Annotated in this window: 14 protein-coding genes; 10 read left to right on the top strand and 4 right to left on the bottom strand. The window is 59.7% G+C overall.

What is annotated here, in order from left to right; genetic code table 11:
• Window positions 1–155: 155 nt before the first annotated feature.
• Window positions 156–1,052, bottom strand: coding sequence for a S1 family peptidase (locus THIVI_RS20665; RefSeq protein WP_014780469.1), 897 nt, complete (start codon window positions 1,050–1,052; stop codon window positions 156–158).
• Between the two features lie 671 nt (window positions 1,053–1,723).
• On the opposite strand from THIVI_RS20665, the gene THIVI_RS24935 reads away from it, so the two are divergent.
• From THIVI_RS24935 to THIVI_RS20645, 4 genes are all read left to right on the top strand, one after another.
• Window positions 1,724–2,425, top strand: coding sequence for an N-acyl amino acid synthase FeeM domain-containing protein (locus THIVI_RS24935; RefSeq protein WP_014780468.1), 702 nt, complete (start codon window positions 1,724–1,726; stop codon window positions 2,423–2,425).
• Window positions 2,426–2,544: 119 nt separating this feature from the next.
• Window positions 2,545–3,288: a PEP-CTERM/exosortase system-associated acyltransferase gene (locus THIVI_RS20655; RefSeq protein WP_014780467.1), complete on the top strand. Its 744-nt coding sequence runs from the start codon at window positions 2,545–2,547 to the stop codon at window positions 3,286–3,288.
• Window positions 3,289–3,493: 205 nt separating this feature from the next.
• Window positions 3,494–4,387 carry a ThiF family adenylyltransferase gene (locus THIVI_RS20650; RefSeq protein WP_014780466.1) on the top strand — a complete coding sequence of 298 codons (894 nt, stop codon included), beginning with the start codon at window positions 3,494–3,496 and terminating at the stop codon, window positions 4,385–4,387.
• Window positions 4,388–4,625: 238 nt separating this feature from the next.
• A complete protein-coding gene (locus THIVI_RS20645; RefSeq protein WP_014780465.1) occupies window positions 4,626–4,958 on the top strand; it encodes a hypothetical protein in 333 nt (110 codons plus the stop codon).
• On the opposite strand, the gene THIVI_RS20640 is transcribed toward THIVI_RS20645, so the two are convergent.
• Entirely contained in the window at window positions 4,945–6,129 is a 1,185-nt protein-coding gene (locus tag THIVI_RS20640; protein ID WP_014776993.1) for an ISAs1 family transposase, read from the bottom strand. The genes THIVI_RS20645 and THIVI_RS20640 overlap by 14 nt on opposite strands.
• Window positions 6,130–6,227: 98 nt before the next feature.
• On the opposite strand from THIVI_RS20640, the gene THIVI_RS24115 reads away from it, so the two are divergent.
• The 4 genes from THIVI_RS24115 (at window position 6,228) to THIVI_RS20620 (ending at window position 11,615) form a co-directional block, all read left to right on the top strand.
• A complete protein-coding gene (locus THIVI_RS24115) occupies window positions 6,228–6,956 on the top strand; it encodes a PEP-CTERM sorting domain-containing protein (protein ID WP_157174521.1) in 729 nt (242 codons plus the stop codon).
• A gap of 91 nt (window positions 6,957–7,047) precedes the next feature.
• The gene (locus THIVI_RS20630) at window positions 7,048–7,866 is read left to right on the top strand and encodes an outer membrane lipoprotein-sorting protein (protein WP_014780463.1); all 819 of its coding nucleotides are present in this window, start codon (window positions 7,048–7,050) and stop codon (window positions 7,864–7,866) included.
• Window positions 7,863–9,296, top strand: coding sequence for a DUF1302 family protein (locus THIVI_RS20625; protein WP_014780462.1), 1,434 nt, complete (start codon window positions 7,863–7,865; stop codon window positions 9,294–9,296). The genes THIVI_RS20630 and THIVI_RS20625 overlap by 4 nt, the downstream gene beginning before the upstream one ends.
• 21 nt (window positions 9,297–9,317) lie before the next feature.
• On the top strand, window positions 9,318–11,615 hold the full coding sequence (locus THIVI_RS20620; RefSeq protein ID WP_014780461.1) for an efflux RND transporter permease subunit: 2,298 nt from the start codon (window positions 9,318–9,320) through the stop codon (window positions 11,613–11,615).
• Between the two features lie 72 nt (window positions 11,616–11,687).
• Here the strand turns inward: THIVI_RS20620 and THIVI_RS20615 are convergent, their stop codons facing one another.
• A complete protein-coding gene (locus tag THIVI_RS20615; protein WP_041447215.1) occupies window positions 11,688–12,797 on the bottom strand; it encodes an IS5 family transposase in 1,110 nt (369 codons plus the stop codon).
• Window positions 12,798–12,881: 84 nt separating this feature from the next.
• Here THIVI_RS20615 and THIVI_RS20610 point away from each other — a divergent pair, with 84 nt between their 5' ends.
• Both THIVI_RS20610 and prsT read left to right on the top strand, forming a co-directional pair.
• Window positions 12,882–13,628 carry a GAF domain-containing protein gene (locus THIVI_RS20610; RefSeq protein WP_014780460.1) on the top strand — a complete coding sequence of 249 codons (747 nt, stop codon included), beginning with the start codon at window positions 12,882–12,884 and terminating at the stop codon, window positions 13,626–13,628.
• Window positions 13,629–13,901: 273 nt separating this feature from the next.
• Window positions 13,902–17,600 carry an XrtA/PEP-CTERM system TPR-repeat protein PrsT gene (gene prsT, locus THIVI_RS20605; RefSeq protein ID WP_041447120.1) on the top strand — a complete coding sequence of 1,233 codons (3,699 nt, stop codon included), beginning with the start codon at window positions 13,902–13,904 and terminating at the stop codon, window positions 17,598–17,600.
• Between the two features lie 313 nt (window positions 17,601–17,913).
• Here the strand turns inward: prsT and THIVI_RS20600 are convergent, their stop codons facing one another.
• Window positions 17,914–18,105 carry a hypothetical protein gene (locus tag THIVI_RS20600; protein WP_014780458.1) on the bottom strand — a complete coding sequence of 64 codons (192 nt, stop codon included), beginning with the start codon at window positions 18,103–18,105 and terminating at the stop codon, window positions 17,914–17,916.
• Between the last annotated feature and the right edge of the window lie 587 nt (window positions 18,106–18,692).

Raw genomic sequence — 18,692 nt, 5'->3', positions numbered from 1 at the left:
TCGCGTGAGCACTCCAGAGGTTTGACGCATGCGTCCATCGTCGCTCCACTGCCATTAAGTGAAGCTGTTCGTGGTTCGACCCTTCGACGGACTCAGGACTCACCACAAACGGCTTCACTTAAGCTCACGGACCTGATCCGACAAGTCGCGCGGTCTCAGCGCCAGCATTCGACACGGGCGACGAACTGGTTTGCCTCCTTGAGAAGATTATCACGCTTTGCCGTGACGCCAGTCGTCGTTGGGGAGACCCCGCTACGTTCCAGAAAGCTCAGGGACAGACGGTTCGGGATGGCCACGCCAACATCCCGTACCACGCGTCCCGTGTTTTTATAGACCGCGGGCGTATCGACCGCGGCGAATACGACGCCAACGACACGCCCCGCCCCATCGAGCGCCGGTCCGCCGCTGTTTCCTGGCCGAACATTCGCGTGAATCGAGATCGGACGGGAAGCGGCGGTCTGGAGATTGGGCGCCGAGATCCCCCCAGCCGTCAGGAGTGGACGGAGGGGGGCCAACCCCTGATTCGGATAACCAATGATCGAGACCCGCGTTGGGAGCAGCGCATCCGGCGGCGCAAAAACCGCGCCCCGTTGCGGGCGAAAATCCGTTTTAATCAGCGCCAGATCGATCCCCGGTTCGGCGGCGATCAAGCGGGCGGGCCGCATCTCACCCCCAGGACGCGACACGACCAAAGCCCCGCAATCCTTGACGACGTGGGCATTGGTCAGCAGGGCACCCTCGGTATCGACAAAAAACCCCGCACCGATGCTCGCCAATCGCTTGCCGGGGACGGTCGGATTCAGGTTCGCGTCAAACGACTCCTTGACATAGGAGCGGCGACGATCCCGGATCGCCGCCGCCTCCGCATCGGTAACCTGGCGGCCCTGGCAATTGTCCGCGCGAATCCGCGAGACCATCCCGCGCGCCTCGTCATGGCAGTTGACGAGCGCGGAGGCGCTCGCCGGCTGAACCTGAACATCCACGATCACCAGCAGGAAGACGGGGATAAGCGACCCCAACAGATTGCGAAAGGGGGAATCGAGGCGTGACATATCGCTTTTTCTCCGGATCCACGCGCGTCGCGGTTGACAAGAGGATCGATGTGATACGCGAATTGAGTAGGCTTTCAACAGGCTATCGGACTTAGCCTCTTGGTGCACGCCCCTAAGCGAAAATCGAGGCGTTCGGGGGAATCGAATCCTCTAAATTCAAGCGTCGAACGACAATCATGGCGCAACTCTGCGCGGATTTTCTTTTCCAAGTGCGTTTTACTCGCCCTGCGGATCACCGCCAGGTGTCGGGCTTTTTTACAGTGCTGAAGATGCAATGAAGCCATTGCAAGATTGAGTTACGATAGTAAATATTTGCTCCGCATGTTGACCAACGTTTGCATCGGGTGGCCGTCACGGCTGGCGAAACTGCGGCTGGCCATTTTCCCGCGAATGAGCATCAGGCCCAATATACACAACAATTTAGGACCATCCATCCTCCTGTTTGCTGCATGGATTTCGTTCCCAGACCTGCTATAAAGTAGTCAACGTGAAACCACGATGAAGATAGCGATGTCGGTTATCATGCAAACAGATGGATTAAACAGGAGAAAAATGTCCTGGACAAGGGGGTCGCTTGAGTTGGCGAAAGCCGGGCTTAAAAACGAGTCGAACTCCAAAATCTACGAGACTAACGCTAATTTTTCAATAACTTAAAAATTCAACCAACTCTCATGGCAATCCAATTAAAAGTGGCCTGCAGCCCACAAGAAATCGACGACGCGCTCTGGCTCAGACATCACGTCTACGTGACGGAGGAAGGCCTCTATGAGGGGAAGAACTGGCCTGACCAACGAATTGTCGATCGGTTCGACGTAATCCCGAAAGTGGCTCACATCCTTGCCTATGACAGAAACACTCCCGTGGGAGGCATCCGGCTGAATTGCGAAACAAGGTTAGGACTCCCGCCAGAACGTTACTTCGATTTCCGATTTCATCTCCGTTCCCTTGCGCATACATCGATCCATCACACTACACCACCGATCATCGCTTCTGGAGGGATGCTGGCGGTCCGCAAAGGCTGGCGGCAACGTCGGGATGTCATCCTCGCGATCTACCGGGTTGCGGCAGGCGTCTTCTTTTCATGGGACGTTACACGGATCATCGCAACCGTCAGCCATAAATCGGCATCCATGTACCATCGAATGGGATTTGTCTCCGTCGCGGACCAAATCTGGAACCCGGAAATCGGAGACCATATCGTCCCGATCATGGCGGATGCGAAAAACTACTACCGATGGGCGTTCGGCGAGTCGCAGATTCCCATCAATCCCATTTGGCAAGAACGCCGAAGGTCTAGCTGCGACGATTGCCATCGCCTGATCATCGAAGATCCACCCATGACCGCGGCACCCGCCAAATTCAGCTTCAATTAGCATCGGGAAGCTTAAAACATTCATGTAGGATCGGAAATCGTCTTGCCCTCGCGAGAAATGGCAAAGGGCAAAATAGCGGAAGGAATCGCACGGCCGTCCGCACCATGAGGAACCCGGCATTGGACAACCATTTTGATCGCTACTTCGACATCCTCTTTGCCAACACCCCAGACCTGCTGGAGCAGGTCAACCGCGTTCGGTATGACGTCTACTGTCGGGAGTTTCACTACGAACAGGAAGAGGATTGCCCTGGTGGCATGGAGCGGGACGAATATGACGACGACGCACTGCAAATCCTCGCCGTCCAGAAGACCACGTCGGCTCCGGCGGGCTGTGTCCGGATGATTTCGCCGCCACTCGACCAACCGGATTTTCTGCTACCGATGGAACGCCACTGCGGTCACACCCTGAATCACCCCGAACGCCATCCTCGACTGTTGCCACGAGAGGGCTTGGCCGAAATCTCCCGACTGGCCGTTCATACCTCCTTTCGCCGGCGGTTGGGCGAGACGGATTCCCCGATCGGCGTTTTAAATCCGACCGCAATGAGCGAGCAGGAGCAGCGCACCTTTCCGCTCATCAGCCTGGCCCTGTTCGCGGGCGCCACCGCGCTGCTGGCCCTGACACGGCGCCCACACATGTTCGTGATGATGGAGCCGCGGCTCGCGCGTCGCCTACGCAGTCTGGGTTTTCCCTTCGTGCAGGTCGGAGAGATCCTGGAGTATCACGGGAAGCGCGCGGCATATCATGTGACGGTCGATGAGTGCATGGCGGCATGGGATCCCGTCATGCTGAAAATGTACCAATTCATTCATACGGCGTTGCAGGAACGTGCTGATCGACAGGGGCTGTCGTTCGCTTAGTCGAACCTTGGGAACAAACCGGCGCACTCTCCAACATCGGAAGTGTCGGAAAATTTTACAGTTGCCATTATAGGCTTTTTCCGCACCAACCCGGGCTGCTACAGCCGTTTCGGCCAGGGTCTCGCCTCGCTTCCGGTAAAAACAGATAATTATCTTATTTTATGATGACTTAGATTTCAATCAAAGCCGGTTACGGAGCACATTCATGACGGCCAACTTCAACTACACCGAAGCGTTCAGCCGTAACATCGGTTGGATTACCGACGCCGAGCAGCAGATTCTGCGCGGCAAACGGGTGGCCATTGCCGGTATGGGCGGCGTTGGCGGAGCACATCTCCTGACCCTGACACGGCTAGGTGTCGGAAAATTTTACATCGCCGATTTGGATACCTTCGAACTCGCTAATTTTAACCGACAGGTCGGAGCGACCACTGCGACGCTTGGCCAGCAAAAGGTAGAAGTTCTTTTTCGTCAGGCGCTTGAGATCAACCCGGAACTCGATCTGCGGATGTTTCCGACAGGCTTAAATACCGATAACCTTGATGATTTTCTTCGAGACGTGGATTTATTTGTCGATGGGCTGGATTTTTTCGCGCCGGACATCCGCTCTCTGGCGTTCGGTCGCTGTCATGCGCTTGGCATTCCGGCAATTACCGCCGGACCGATCGGCATGGGTGCGCCCTATCTGATTTTTCTGCCGGGCGGGATGAGTTTCGAGCAATATTTCCGCCTGGACGGCCAGCCTGTCGAGCGACAGTATGTCAATTTTTTACTCGGTTTGACTCCGACCGCACTCCATCGCGGATATCTGGTCGAACCGGGTCGGCTCAATCTGGCCGGTCGATCTGGACCCTCGACGGGGATGGCCTGCCAGCTCTGCGCCGGGATTGTCGGAATCGAGGCGTTGAAGATCCTGCTCGGCCGCTCGCCGGTCCATGCAGCGCCCTGGTACCAGATCTTCGATGCCTATCGCGGCCGCTACATCCGCGGCAGACTGCGCTGGGGAAACCGCGGCCCCCTACAGACCATCAAAAGGTGGATTGCCTATCGCGCGGTGCGTCAGCGACTAGCGCAAGAACGATCCGCCGCATTGATTTGAGCCAAGGAGACGAACATGGACAATTATCGCGGCTTTCAGGGATGAGCAAACCCGACTCCACGCCGATTCGCCCCGTCGTAGTGTCGGAAATTTTTACACTTAACTTCCTAACGGATTCGCCTGAAAAAAAAATCTCTTAAAAAACAAAAAGATAAGATAATGGCGTGTTATTTGCTTTCTATTTGAAGAGAAAATGATCCCTAACCACTAACAACCACAGGCGATATAGACAACGATCATGAACACGAAAATCAAGTATGCGCTTGCCGTGTCTCTGTTGGCGGGCCCGGTCGTCTTTAGCACCGCCCAAGCAGGGGAGCTGATTTACCTCGATGTTGGGCAAGATATCGATGGTCCATTAAACCTACTTTTGCCGGCTGTTTTTTTCGGCGACCCCAACAACATCACCGATTCATTCAGGCGGCTTAATCTGAATTTTACCGCGACCTCGGTCTATACCGAACGCGCTGGCGGTATCGACAACATCATTAACAACGGCGAAATCCTGGATTTTACAGATACAGGCTCGGTCAGGATGGGAAACCAGGGCAATCGCATCAAGCGCTGCTAACATTAGCGGGTACCGATGTATCAGCGTCGCCCTTCCTCTGAGGCGACTCGAAGAGCAATTTCGACAGGTAGGACTCGTCCCAACCGGCTTTCAAGCGTTTGTTCTGGATGCCGAGCTTGGTGCCGTCATTCTTGAGGCGCGAGAGGGCGAGGTGACGCAGGACGGCAAGATTCTCGCGCGCCACCGGATCGCGGACACGGCACTCATCCTCACGAAAGGCGATATCGAGATTCCAATGCAACCCGTTTTCGATGCCCCAGTGACCGCGTACTGCGTGGGCAAAGCGCGCGGCGCTGGTGCCGATGCTGCCAATGAAATAGCGGGTCTCGACCGAGACCTTGCCGGCGACCTCACGGCGCGATTCAACCATGCCGATCATGTTCATTGCCTCCCACGAGGCGCTGTGCGGCACGCCGGAAAGATCGCCCAAGGTTTGGTAGCGACGGGTTTCGAGACGACCATGCCCTCGCTCGACGGTTTCGAGGAATGCCGAATCGACACCGGCGTAGCCTCTGGCGTCGGCGTCGATGAACGCCTCCTCGACCTCGGCGGCCAGCGTTTCCTGGTTGCCTTTGAGCGCGAGCACATAGTCCCCTCCCTGGTGGATGATCTGCGCGGCAATCTTGGTCTGGCAGCCCATGGCGTCGATGGTGACGATGCAGCCCTCCAGCTTCAGCCACTCCAGCAGACGTGGAATGGCCGTGATCTCATTGGATTTGGCGTCGGTGGCGACCTGTCCGAGCACCACCCGATTGGCCGTCGCCCAGGCACTGACCAGGTGCAACGCCGCCAAGCCCTTGCCGCGGCTGTGGGAGCGGCGCAGGGTCTTGCCATCGACGGCAATGATCTCTTCGGGGATCAGTTCGGCCACCGACGCGCTCCATTGGCGAAAGCAGGCGGCAAACTGTGCGGGATCGATGAGCGCAAACACCCGCCCGAAGGTGTCGTGCGACGGAATGCCCGCGGGCAGTTTCAGAAACGTGCGCAGCCACGCCTCCTTGGCCTGTCCGAACGTCTCGACACCCACCCAACCGTCGGCGCCACTGAAGGACGCCGCGATGGTGATCACGATCATCTCACTTAAGAGGTGCCGTCGTTGGATCGCGCTGCGCGGCTCGTCCAGCGGGGCAAAATGGTGCGCAATCGATCGCTCCACACTCAAGTCGCACATCGGCGAGATCTCCCCAAGATTCTAAAGACTCAAATCATTGGGGCCGCAGTACGGATTGTCTAACAGTATGCGCTAATGCGTTGATGCGATTGCCCTGGATGGGAAACCTGGATGTCGGCGGCTCGCAGTTACAACAAAGCTCGGACAGCCTTGAGGGCTACGGGGCGAATTGGTTTTTCCGATTCGATTATCAAATCAATGGCTATTCTACTGCTTCTGTTTCCAGTCCAATCGACATGACGACCGTGACTTTAGGGCAGGAATTTCTGGCCAATGAGGGCTTAATCCCGACCTTTACAGACGGCATTCTTAAAATCTTCATCGATGCACCCAGTGCTGCGTCTCCTCTGAATTCAAGAAATAATCAGCAAGTTCTTGAAATGAAGCTGACAAATGGAGGGGCCGAGATTGCTAACCTGGATCTGCTCGGTTATGTCGATTACACGTGGTATGAACTTCTACCTGTCGATTCGTTTATCGAGGATCTTTTTAACTTCCAGGTTCCAAAGAATGGCCTGACGTCCTTTTACGATATCTGGAAGCATGCGCAAGTCAACAATCTGGCTGATGCAGCGATCAACTGGGATCTCAATACCAATCTCACGCCGAATTTGATTCCCATGGTTGGCGGGAACGGTAATTATCCGGTCGCATTGGTTAATAATGCTCCCCCCTGCGCAGCAGGAACAGCCTGCCGCTCGACCGCGTTAAATACGGATATCGGTTTTTATGTCCCCGAGCCTGGTTCGCTGGCACTGCTGGGGGCCGGTCTGTTCGGTTTTGGCGGTATGAAACGGGCTGCCAGTCGTCGCCGCCAGCAACCTTGATCGGCAAGCTTAGTCCATGCAAACATCTTGAGCGCCCTCGGGAAACCGAGGGCGCTTTTTTGTGTAACCCCGAACCGAGAGGACGCCTTCCATGCTCGTTCGCGCAATGGCCCGATGGCTCGGTGTCGCCTTTGTCCTAAGTCTCGTTGCGGCCATCTCCCACGCCGATGAGTCGCTTGACGCCGGCACCGCGCTGGCCCGCCAAGTTTACGCCCGCCCCGATGGTCGCGATCTGAGTCTGCGTCTGCGCATGACCCTGACCGAGCGGGGACACGCCCCCCGCAACCGGCTGTTTTACAGCTACCGTCAGGATCTGGGTGGCGGCAATGTTCGCTCGCTGGCGCGGTTTCAGGAGCCCGCCGATGTCGCGGGCACCGGCCTGCTCACCCTCGACACACCCGCCGCGGAATCCGCGCAGTGGCTCTATCTGCCCGCGATCAAGAAGGAACGGCGTATCTCCGGCTCCCGCAAGGGCGGCCGGTTTGTCGGCTCCGATCTGTATTTCGAGGATCTGCGCGATCGCCCGGTCGAGCGCGACCGTCATCGCCTGATCGGCACGGACAGTTTTCAGGGGACCAGTTGCCAGGTGCTGGAGAGCATTCCCAGCGACCCCGATAACTCGGTCTACAGCAAGCGTCTCAGTTGTATTCATCCCGAGACCTTCCTCCCGCTCAGAATCGAGTTTTTCGCGGGTGGCAAGACCGTTCCCGCCAAACGCTTTACCGTCAGTCGGATCAAACGGATTCAGGGCTACTGGACCGTTCTCGACAGCACTATGACCGATCTGTCCAGCGGTCACGAAACCCGGATCGAAGCCGAGGCGGTGAAGTACGATCAGGGTCTTCCCGCCAGTCTATTTTCCGTGCAAACGCTGACCGATCCTGCTCAGGACAAGCGCTTCCGTCCATGAACTGGCGGAGCGGGCACCTCGTCAACGGGCTCATGCTCGCGGTTCTGGGGGCGGGAACCGGCCCCTGGACGCCCGTCGGCGCGTTAGAGCCGCTCGTGATCGAAGGTGGGGATGCGCCAGGAACCCCGATTGCCGGCGCGCGGCGGACGGTCGATCCACCCCGCGACGGCGTCGGATGGGGGCTTGCCCCTTCCCAATTTCGCCTCGAACTCGGGCTTCCCGATACCGATGCCGCCGTGACCGGCAGCCACTACCTTCATGCAAGCACCGGCCTGGAATGGCGCGCTGGCGATCGCTGGGAGTTGCGCCTCGCCGGTCGGCTCGATGGCGCGCGGCAAGCCGGAACCGCGTCGCTCCGTTCGCTCGAACTCGATTACGCGGAAAGTTTTCTGCGTTATCGCAGCAAACATGTGCGCGTCACGCTCGGCCCTCAGATCATTCTTTGGGGCCGGCTCGACGAGCAGGCTCCGACCGACCGCATGAGCGTGGTCGATCTTGATCGCTTTATCCTCGATGATCTGGAAGACCGCCGCCGGGCGGTCACGGCGCTGCGCATCGAAGGTTTTCTGGACGATGACGATCGGGCAGATTTGGTCTGGATTCCCCGCTTCCGCCCTGCGGAACTCCCCGACGCCGACAGTCTCTGGTATCCGATCGACCGCCAGCGGGGTCGGGTGCTCGGCATCCCTTCCGACCCACTGCTCGCCGCATTGGTCAAGAACGGAAGCTTCGACGAGAGCGCCGACGAGCAGGATGGACAGATCGGACTGCGCCTGAGCCGCTCCGGCCGACGTCTGGATTACGCGCTGACCGTCCAGCATACCCGGCAGTCCACGCCCTATTTCCGACTCGACCCGGCGGTCCGCGAGCGTATCTTGAGCGGCATGGATCCCCAAAGCGCCATCGCGGCGGTCGCGCCGCCCACCTTTGCCGCCCAGTATCCGCAAGGCTGGCTGTTCGGCGGCGATCTCGGATTCGCCGCGGCTGGCGCCACCTGGCGCTTCGAGGCCGCGTATCTGAGCGATCTGCCGGCCACGACCACCGATCTGCGTTATCTCACCCGCCAGGGTTTCGACTGGGGGGTGGGCGGCGAATTTTTCCCCGGCGACGGCGATACTCGGGTGACGCTGCAACTCCTGGGTCATCATCTGCTGGACGCGGGCGAGGTAGTGGACTGGCAGCGCACCTATGCGCTGACCGGCGAAATCGAGTCCAGTTTCGCGCACGCCCGCTGGCGCGCCAATCTGCGCTTCTGGACCGGTTTGAATCAGTCCACGCTCTATCTCAATCCTTCCCTGAGTTTTCTCGGCTGGGATCCGCATGAGTTTTATCTGGCGCTGCACGCCTTCAGCGGCGAAGACGGCACGGCCGGCGGCTTTTATCAAGACAATGGGTTAATCACGCTAGGCTGGCGGGCGCAATTTCGTTGAGCAATTCAGGAGTCGCGGGCCATGTCCATTTTCCGTCAACCTCGTTGGCATGCCTATGCGGCGGTGTTCCTGCTCGCCTGTATGCTCGTGGCGTCCAATCTGCTACTGTTGAAACTCACAATCAACAATGCCCCCCAGGTCTATCTGCCCGCCGATGCACCCTCGGTGATTCTGGATCGCGCATTGCGCCAGGAATTCCCCAACGATCAGATCCTCGTCGCACTGTTCGAAGGCACGGACATCTATTCGGACCGCGTCCTGCTCGCGCTGGACCGTCTGGCGGAGCGGCTGGAGCAATGGCCGCTGATGGAGCGGGTACTCGGCGTCACGCGCGCCGATCACATCAGCGCCACCGCGGATGGATTCAGCGTCGAACGTCTGCTGGATCTGAAGGAGCTTCAGACACTCACTCTCGAACAACGACGCGAACGGGTTCTAGCCGACCGCTTTGCGCCAGGCGCGCTGGCTTCGGCGGACGGTCAGGGCCTGAGTCTGATCGTGCGGCCCGTGCCTCTGGGCGAAAGTCTCAAGCGGATGGAACTGGAAGAATTCTTCCGCGCCGCCGTGACCGAGGTCGGTCTTGCCGGACATTTGACCGCGCTGGCCGGCATGGTGCCACTGGATGCCGCGGAATTGCGTTCGATGCTACGCGACAACCTGATCTTCGTGCCGCTCACCAGCCTGGTGGGTCTGGTTCTGCTGTGGTGGATGGTGCGCCACCTGCGCGCCGCGCTGTTCGGTCTGCTGGCGGTCAGCGCAACGGTTTCCGCGACGCTTGCCGGTTATGTTCTGAGCGGTCAACCCTACAATCTAGTGTCGAGCATGACGCCACCTCTGATTTCCGCACTGACGATCGCGCTGCTGCTGCATCTTTATAATTCAATGGCGCTGGCGGCCCGCTTGGGGGTGCGCGGCTCCGAACAAGTCCACTGGGCGGTACGCGAGATTCGTAAACCCGCCCTGTTCACCGCACTGACCACCGCCGCGGGTCTTGCCTCGCTGAGCCTCAGCCCGATCCCCCCCATTCGCTCGCTGGGTTTGACCGGCGCCGCTGGCGCCATCCTGATTTACTTCGTCGTGATTGGCCTCCTGCCGCCCATCCTGGCTCACTGGCCTGGCAAGGCATGGCCAACCGACCGTGGCGGATTGCGGTGGATGCGCTGGCTGACGGGCTTCCTTTCCGCTTGGGGGATTCGACGCCCCGTCTGGACCCTGGCGGCTTTCGCTCTGCTGCTGGGGGCGGGCATCCCCTTCATCTGGCAGGTGAAGACCGAGACCAATTTATTGAAATTTTTCGCTCAGGATCACCCGATCACGCAGTCAACGGCACGCATCGATCAGCAATTATCGGGGGTGACGCCTTTGCAAATCGTGTTCGATGGCCCGTCGCGCGATTCGCTCAAGGAGCCCGATAAACTGGCCGTTATCCAGGCCGTCCAGGATTGGGTGTTGACCCTGCCCGAAGTCGACCAGGCCTTTTCGCTGGTCGATTTTATCGAGGAAATGCATTGGGCCTTCCACGGACAGGAACCCCGCTTCCGCTCTTTGCCAGAGGATGCGGCGCTGATCAGCCAATATCTTTTCGTCTATGACGGACGGGATCTATACGATTTTGTCAATCATGAGTTCCAACGCACGGTCATGTTGCTAAATCTAAACGTGCACGGCGCACGGGAAATCGGACAGGTCATCGCGCGGATCCGAGCGCATTTACAGGATCTTGCGGAGCCGGATCTACATTGGGAGATTGGCGGCGAGGGCAGGCTTTTTTCCGACCAGGAAACCTTGCTGATCCAGGGACAAATCCGCAGCCTCTGGGGCGCGCTGATGATCATTTTCATCCTGCTCGTCTTGGCCTGGCGCTCTCCTGGCGCCGGATTGCTCTGCATGCTGCCCAACATCGCCCCTATTTTATTTATTTTCATGGTGATGGGTGCCGTCGGCATCAACCTGAACATGGCCACGGCCTTGATTGCCAGCGTTGCGGTCGGTATCGCGGTGGACGATACCATCCATTTTTACGATGGCTACCAGCGACGGAGACACCAAGGGCTGTCGGTCATCTGGTCGTTGGCCAGAACATACCGTCAAACAGGGCAGGCGTGCGTCGCAACCACCATCATTCTCTCAGCGCAATTCGCGGTCCTGATGTTCTCGGATTTTCAACCGATCGCGCAATTTGGCTTATTGACCAGCGTCGGTCTCTTGGCCGCGCTGCTCTTCGACCTGCTCCTCCTGCCGGCAATTCTGATCGTGCTCCATGCGTCGAATTTGCGCCAAGCCAAGCGTCGCTCGCAAGGCGAAAAGCCGTTACTCTGATTCCAGAGCGATCCCGCCCCAGGTTCTCCGACATGCGTTTGACCATCGCTTTCTTAGAGGGTGTAGACAAAATCAAACCGTTGTGGTCAACCGCCGCAGCAGGATGCGCGCCTCCGCCAGCCAAACCCAGGTTTCGGAGACCGCTGGCAGACGGTCATGATGCATGATCAATCGACGGGCACGCTCATTCCACGCATGGGTGCGCTCGACAACCCAGCGCTTCGGCAGCGGAACGAAGCCGTCGGCGTTGGCGATCACCACTCGGTCAGGCGCCCCGTCCACGTGCCAGGAGCCAACGCTTTTGTTGGCTGGATGGCGCACGACTTCCACGCGGATCGCGTGGGTCTGCTCGGTGGTTTGGGCAAATTGACCGGCGTAGGCGCTATCGACAAACAGCGTGTTGATCTGGGGGTACTTGGCGGCCGCGTCAGCGACGGCGCCCGAGGCGGCATCGCGGTCCTGAAGATTGGCCGCGACCACGCTCACCGCCAACACGAACCCCAAGGTATCGACCACCAGGCTGCGCTTGCGCCCCTTGACCTGCTTGCCCGCATCAAAGCCGCTCGGTCCACCCTGCGGCGAGCCGCGGGTCGATTGCGCATCCAGCACCGCCGCCGTCGGCGCGATCTCACGCCCCTCGCGTTCGCGCCATTGCCCCCGCAGTCGATCATGCATCTGCTCAAACTTCCCAGCCGCACTCCAACGGCGAAACGTCTTGTAGACATTCTGCCAAGGCGCGAAATCGTGCGGCAGCATCCGCCACGCGCACCCCGTGCGCACCACGTAGCAACACGCCTCCAGGATGCTCCGGCGCGACACGCGGGGCGGTTGACCCCGCCCGCCCGGCATCTCAAAGAGAGCGGCGACCAAGTCCCACTCCGCATCGGTCAGACAACTTGGGTAGCTTTGGTCGGGGTCGTGGCGACGATGCGCATCCGTATACCCATACCGACGCGGCGTTGCGCGCGCTTGCGCCTCGAGACCACTCTCGCCCCGGAGGCGCGTGACGCCCGCCTCCCGCAAGGACTTGCGAATCGTTGCTTCATGAGCCTCGATTCCCGTCCGTGCCGCGAGTTCCCGGGCAATCTCTGACAGCGTGGAGGTCGGGCGATCCGTGACAATTTGACGCAATACCGCTTGCTCCGCCTCGTGAATCTTGGGGGGACGACCAGCTTTCGACATCAGCGCACACCAGCTCAGTTGTAGACTGGTATACAAATAGCAGCTCAATTATTTTTGTCTACACCCTCTTACAGTCCGCCAATCATGGACAGCATCGTCGACACCAATTTTCTTAGCCAGCTCATTAGTTCCTCGCAGCTCATCGAGCAGCACGCCAACCTGGAGGAAGGGCTGACCGAATTGGCCCGGATGACCGCCGAGCTGATTCGCACGGATCGCTGTTCGATCATGCTCCTGAGCGAACCCTTGAATGGCGAGCGGGAGGCACATCTGCGGATCTTCGCGTATTTCGGCCCGCTGCCGCCCGAGGCGCTGCGTCAAACGGTCAGCATGAGCAAGGGGATCGCGGGCCATGTGCTGACGACGCGCACCCCCTTGCTGGTGCCCGATATCGCGACATCGCCATTCGCGTCGGTGGCCCGGTTCAAGGATTCGGGCAATCCAAGCTTGATCTCGGTGCCGATCGAGGTCGCCTCCCAGCCGGTCGGGGTTCTCAATGTCAAGGGACCGAGCGATGGCCCCCTGCTGACGCGCAAGGATCTCGAACTCATTACCATTTTTGCGATGTTCATCGGGAAGTCGATTCAGACCTTTCAGCTCCAGAAACTGGCCGAATCGCGCATCCTGCAGATGGCGATCCTGCGCGAGCGTCAGCAGGAAGCGCCCGGCACCACCCCGCGGCCAATCGCTCCGGAGCCGGCACGGATTGCCAAGCTCGTGGCCAAAAGCCTGTATCGGGAGTTGACCGAAGCGGGCTTTGGCCCGAATGCGATCATTGCCGTGACCTCCGAGGTGCTGAGCCTTCTCAATCACAATCTGCACCATGACTGAAATGGGCCGAGTGTCACTCGGCGATCCCTGGGAGATCCCTTGGATCCGATGCGCCAAATCATGGTCCGCCACAGCCGCGCCGGCCGGACAATCCAGACCGCCGCTTCATTGTGTTCCAGATCGCGCTGCGGCATCATTCCGGCCCAGCACTGACGTCAGTGACTTGACTGAATGTCCGCAATGCCAGCCATCACGCTTGGATTATCGAATACACCCTTCATGCGACCAGGAGAGGCTACTACTATGATACGTGTACCAAGTAGACGATATGGATTGATCGCCGTCGTTCTGACGGTTCTGACCGGCACCTGCGGTGCGGCTGCTCCTGAAAACGATCTGGCCCGCGGGGAGGCTGCGCTGAAACAGGGCGAACTGAAAACGGCGGTCATCGAACTGAAGAATGCACTGCAGGCGGATGCGCAGAACCCGCGGGCGCGCGCGCTTCTGGGACAGGCCTATCTGCGGATGGGCGATCAGGCCGCGGCCACGCGGGAACTGGAGCGTGCGCAAAAACTGGGGGCCGAGTCAACCGACGTTCAACCTTGGCTGGCGCTGGCATGGCTGCGACAGGGCAATATCCAACGTCTTCAGGAGCTAGCGATCCCGGATACCGCGACGAGCGGACTGCGTGCTGAACTCCTGGCGATCCAGGCCGAATCCTTGCTCGGCCAAGGCGATCCGGCCGGGGCGGAAGCCAAGGCGTCCGAGGCGCTGAAGGCGGATGGCGAATCGGCCCCCGCACGGCTTGCCATGGCTCGCATTCAGGCCAGCAATCGCAAGCTCGACGAGGCGCGCACCCTGGTCAACCAGGTACTCGAACATGATCTCACTAACGCCACTGCGTTGAATCTGCTCGGCGAAATCGAGCGCGCGGCGGGCGACCCCGCAACCGCGGAGGCGGCCTTCACCAAGGCCATGGCGGATCCCGTCATCGGCGTCCAGAGCCAGTTGAGCCGTGCCTATGTGCGCATTCAGGCCAATCGGCTCGACGAGGCGCAGGCAGACATCGAACAGCTCCGCAAACGTCTCAAGAACAATCCTCAGATCGACTATGCCGAGGGTCTTCTGCTCTACACCCGGAAGGACTATGCCAAGGCGATCGATCGCCTGACGGTTGCGCTTGGCGCCAACCCGGATTTCGCGGCCGCCCAGGCGCTTGCAGGCGCGGCCCGCATGGCGCGGGGCGAGCCTGAGCTAGCGAAGATCCATCTGGAACGCGCGGTCAGCGCGCGACCGGACGATCTGGCGACGCGGCGGATGCTGGCCATGGCGCTTCTGCAATTGGGCGAGGCGCAAGAAACCGAACGGCTCGCGCGCGCGATCCTGCAGGAAGCGCCTGGCGACGTGGCAACCATGGATCTGCTTGCCAGCGCGCTCATGACTCAGGGCAAACGCGAGGAGAGCGTGACCTATCTGCGTCAGGTCAAGGCGGTGCTCCCTGACTCAGCCGCCGCCAGCGCCCGCTTGGGCGCGGCCCTGCTGGGTCAGGGCGACTCGCAGGAGGGGCTGGCTGCTTTACAGGAAGCCCTGAAGATGGATCCGACCTTCCAGGGCGCCGCCGAACAATTGGTGCTGGGAGCCGTACGCGGCGGCGAACTGGACCGCGCGTTGGAGGCTGCGCTCGATTATCGCAAGCGCGAACCTGGCTCGGCGCGCGCGCAGACGCTGCTCGGCGTGGTCTATCTCCAGCGCAAGGAGACTGCTGCGGCATCCGAGGCGTTTCGCAAGGCACTGGATCTGGACCCGACCGATCTTGCCGCGAGCAGCGCCCTGGCGGCAATGGCGCTGCAGGACAAGGATCTTGAGAAGGCGAAGGGCTATTTTACCGCGAGTCTCAAGCATCATCCGGAGAATGCCCAGGTACTCATCATGCTCGCCAAGCTAGCGCTGGCGCAGAATGATCAGGCTGGCGCCAAGTCCTATCTGGACGATGCCGTCGCGCGCAATCCGAAGGCGCTCGAACCCCGTCTCTATCTCGCGGCCTACCATTTACAGCGTGGCGAGCCGGCACAGTCGCTGGAGATTGTCTCCGGCATGCAAGCGGACTTTCCGAAGAACACGGCGCTACTGGGCGTGATGGTGGATGCGCAGATTGCCCTGAAGCAATATGGCGCGGCCAAGTCGACGCTCCAGGAATTGAGCGGCCTGGTTCCGGACGATCCCAAGATCCGGGTCGCACGGGCACTCGCCGACGCGGGTCTGGGAGATTCCGAGCAGGCAAAGCGCGAGTTGGAGCAGGCGCTCGTGCTTGACGAGACATTCGTGCCCGCCATCAATCTGCTGGCTCGGCTGGCGATCGCGGAGAAGGATCTCGCCGGGGCGGAACGCCGTCTTCAGGAACTGAAGAACCGCCTGGGCAGCACGCATCCGGATGTGTATCTGATTGAGGGACAGGTGGCCCAACTCAAGGGCGACTCCTCGGCGGCCAACGAGGCTTTCCAGGACTTGCTGACCGCGGAAGGCGCGGGGGCGGACTTCGACACGGACTCCAAACTCTGGGGCGCGGCCGAGCAACTGGTGCTGGGCTATCTGCGCAACGACGATCAGAGTGGGGCACTGCAGGCGGCGCTCGATTTGCGCAAGCGCCAACCGGAGTCGGTACGCGCGCATACCCTGTTGGGGATTCTGTATCTGCGCGATCAAAAAACCGATGACGCGGCGCAATCCTTCCGCAAGGCGCTTGAGCTGGAGCCAGGAAACGTCGCCGCCAGCAGCGGACTGGCGTCCATCGCCATCCAGGCCAAGGATTATGTCGGAGCCAAGACTTACTATGAGGAAAGCCTGAAGCGAAATCCGAGTAACGTTGGCATCCTCGCCAGTCTCGCAAGACTGGCGCTGATCCAGGAAGACCAGGCCGCCGCGCAGCGTTATCTTGATGAGGCAGTAAAACTGAATCCGCGACAGCTCCAACCGCGGCTGTATCTCGGTGCCTATCATCTCAAGCAGGACAATCCAGAGGAGGCCATTCGCGTGCTCTCGGAGGTGCGTTCCGATTTTCCACAAGATGTCAGTCTGTTGGGACTGCTGGCGGAGTCGGAGTTGGCGTTCAAGCGTTTCGAGGAGGCGCGGAAGACCCTTGAGCAGCTTGCCCGTCTGACCCCGAACGACCCCAAGGTCTCGATCGCCATCGCGCGAGCCGAGGTCGGCCTTGACCATCCGGACAAGGCGGAGCAAGCCCTGGAGCAGGCGTTGCAGATCGACCCCAAGTCGATTGCCGCGTTGAGCGGGTTGACGCGACTTGCCATCGCGAAGAAATCAGTCCCAGACGCGAAGTCCAGGATCGTCGAACTGAAGAAAATCGTCGGTGCGGAACATCCGGATGCTCTGCTGCTCGAAGGGAACCTTGCCGAAAGCCAGGGCGAATGGGGCGCCGCGCTCTCCTCGTATCAAGCGCTGTTCGACCAGACGCCCTCGACGGCCAACCTGGTTTGGCTGGCGCGCGCCCGCATGCAATCTGGGGATACCGACGGGGCTGAGCGCTTGATGGCGAAGTGGGTCGAACAGCACCCCGAGGACGGCCTGATTCAGTTTCAGCTCGCGCAGCTTTATATGAACCTTAAGCGCACGGACGACGCCATCGTTCACTTTGAACGGGCACTGGGGTCAAACCCGAAGAATGTGATCGCGATGAATAATCTGGCGTGGCTGATTCAGGATCGCGACCCCTCAAAGGCGCTCGATTATGCCCGGCAGGCTTATGCGGCCGCTCCGAAATCCGCCGATATCGCGGACACGCTGGCAATGGTTCTGCTCCGCAATGGAGATGCACGAGAAGCCCGGCGCGTCATCGACAAGGCACTGGAGATCGACGCCGACAATGGCAGCATCCTGTTCCATAAGGCACAGATTCTGCGCGAAGGCGACGATACCAGAGAGGCAACGCAGGTTCTGGAATCAGCCTTGAAGGGGGATCGTCAATTCCCGGAACGCTCGGAGGCAGAGGCACTGCTTAAGTCCCTCCGGGGTCGCTGATCCGAGACCGCCTCGATCATCGTTAGGAACTGCAGCGGACATCCGGCTAGTCAGATCGGGGGCGGGTATGAAAACCCGCCCCGGCGTCGGCTGCAACTGCCGTGACTTGCGTCACGATCAAACGGTCAACACCTCGGCCTAATCTCGCCTGAGCCGATCAACCTCAGGACTGAGGCGACTTAGGCGAATTCCCGAAATGACTTTGCCAAGCGTCAAACCCCGTAGGAGCTCGCTTGCGGGCGAAAGGTGAGCGCACGGAAGACACCTTTAGCATGTCACGTCGCCCGCAAGCGGGTTCCTACGGGAAATCGCCTTAACCAGCAAGACTGGCCTTGGAGTCGCTCTGACGAACGCAACCTTGAAGCAGGCAGCGGTACACATTGACCAGAACTTTCTCACGAAAAGTGGCTGGCTGGTTCAATAGACTCAGTTCCTGCTCATAGTATTTGATGCGCTCATTGACCGCGAGATTTTGGATGCTGGCATAACTGGCCGTTTCAGTCATTGGATGCTCCGCATGGTCGTCGTGCGTATAGGCTTTTCCCCACCAAGGGGAACTCGCCGGACACGGGTTAAGCCACATCTGCAAGGCGCGGGGTCGAACCTTTGCCGCAGCGACGTTCGCTATCGTTTAGGATGTCGAGACCGGAAACCTCATGTTCGGTAGCGAGTCTCCGTCAACCGACATGCATCGAGCGTACCAATTACCTGGCCCTGACCGAACGCGCGTCGACCTGCCTCTTCCTGGAGCGATCTCGCATGCATGTCCGGCTTCAGCCGCAGCCAGACGAAAACCGCCATTTCGACTCACGCCTGCCCCCTATCGCCCGTAAGACGGGGGCGGGAGACGCACTCTGGACACCCCCGATGTGTCGGGACTTGACAGGTCCGCTGTCAAATTTGACAGTCATCGATCACACCGCGCGGTGCCTCCGCGAAACCTTGCGTATGGTTGACGGGAGATAAACAATGCTCAGGCGGATTTCCGTCTCTCTCCGAATCGAGGCCAAAGCATGGCGAATCACGATCCAACGTCAATACCTGGCGCGCCGACGACTGCCCGCCTTGCCAGGATCGTCAAGGAACTTTGAG

It is taken from the genome of Thiocystis violascens DSM 198 (genome assembly GCF_000227745.2).
GTDB lineage: Bacteria > Pseudomonadota > Gammaproteobacteria > Chromatiales > Chromatiaceae > Chromatium > Chromatium violascens.
This window is presented reverse-complemented; position numbering and strand designations above follow the sequence as displayed.

What these genes read in the sequence shown, in the direction of transcription:
- THIVI_RS20665 (WP_014780469.1), bottom strand. Translation starts at nt 1,052, where the DNA reads ATGTCACGCCTCGATTCCCCCTTTCGCAATCTGTTGGGGTCGCTTATC.
- THIVI_RS24935 (WP_014780468.1), top strand. Translation starts at nt 1,724, where the DNA reads ATGGCAATCCAATTAAAAGTGGCCTGCAGCCCACAAGAAATCGACGAC.
- THIVI_RS20650 (WP_014780466.1), top strand. Translation starts at nt 3,494, where the DNA reads ATGACGGCCAACTTCAACTACACCGAAGCGTTCAGCCGTAACATCGGT.
- THIVI_RS20645 (WP_014780465.1), top strand. Translation starts at nt 4,626, where the DNA reads ATGAACACGAAAATCAAGTATGCGCTTGCCGTGTCTCTGTTGGCGGGC.
- THIVI_RS20640 (WP_014776993.1), bottom strand. Translation starts at nt 6,129, where the DNA reads ATGTGCGACTTGAGTGTGGAGCGATCGATTGCGCACCATTTTGCCCCG.
- THIVI_RS24115 (WP_157174521.1), top strand. Translation starts at nt 6,228, where the DNA reads ATGGGAAACCTGGATGTCGGCGGCTCGCAGTTACAACAAAGCTCGGAC.
- THIVI_RS20630 (WP_014780463.1), top strand. Translation starts at nt 7,048, where the DNA reads ATGCTCGTTCGCGCAATGGCCCGATGGCTCGGTGTCGCCTTTGTCCTA.
- THIVI_RS20625 (WP_014780462.1), top strand. Translation starts at nt 7,863, where the DNA reads ATGAACTGGCGGAGCGGGCACCTCGTCAACGGGCTCATGCTCGCGGTT.
- THIVI_RS20620 (WP_014780461.1), top strand. Translation starts at nt 9,318, where the DNA reads ATGTCCATTTTCCGTCAACCTCGTTGGCATGCCTATGCGGCGGTGTTC.
- THIVI_RS20615 (WP_041447215.1), bottom strand. Translation starts at nt 12,797, where the DNA reads ATGTCGAAAGCTGGTCGTCCCCCCAAGATTCACGAGGCGGAGCAAGCG.
- THIVI_RS20610 (WP_014780460.1), top strand. Translation starts at nt 12,882, where the DNA reads ATGGACAGCATCGTCGACACCAATTTTCTTAGCCAGCTCATTAGTTCC.
- THIVI_RS20600 (WP_014780458.1), bottom strand. Translation starts at nt 18,105, where the DNA reads ATGACTGAAACGGCCAGTTATGCCAGCATCCAAAATCTCGCGGTCAAT.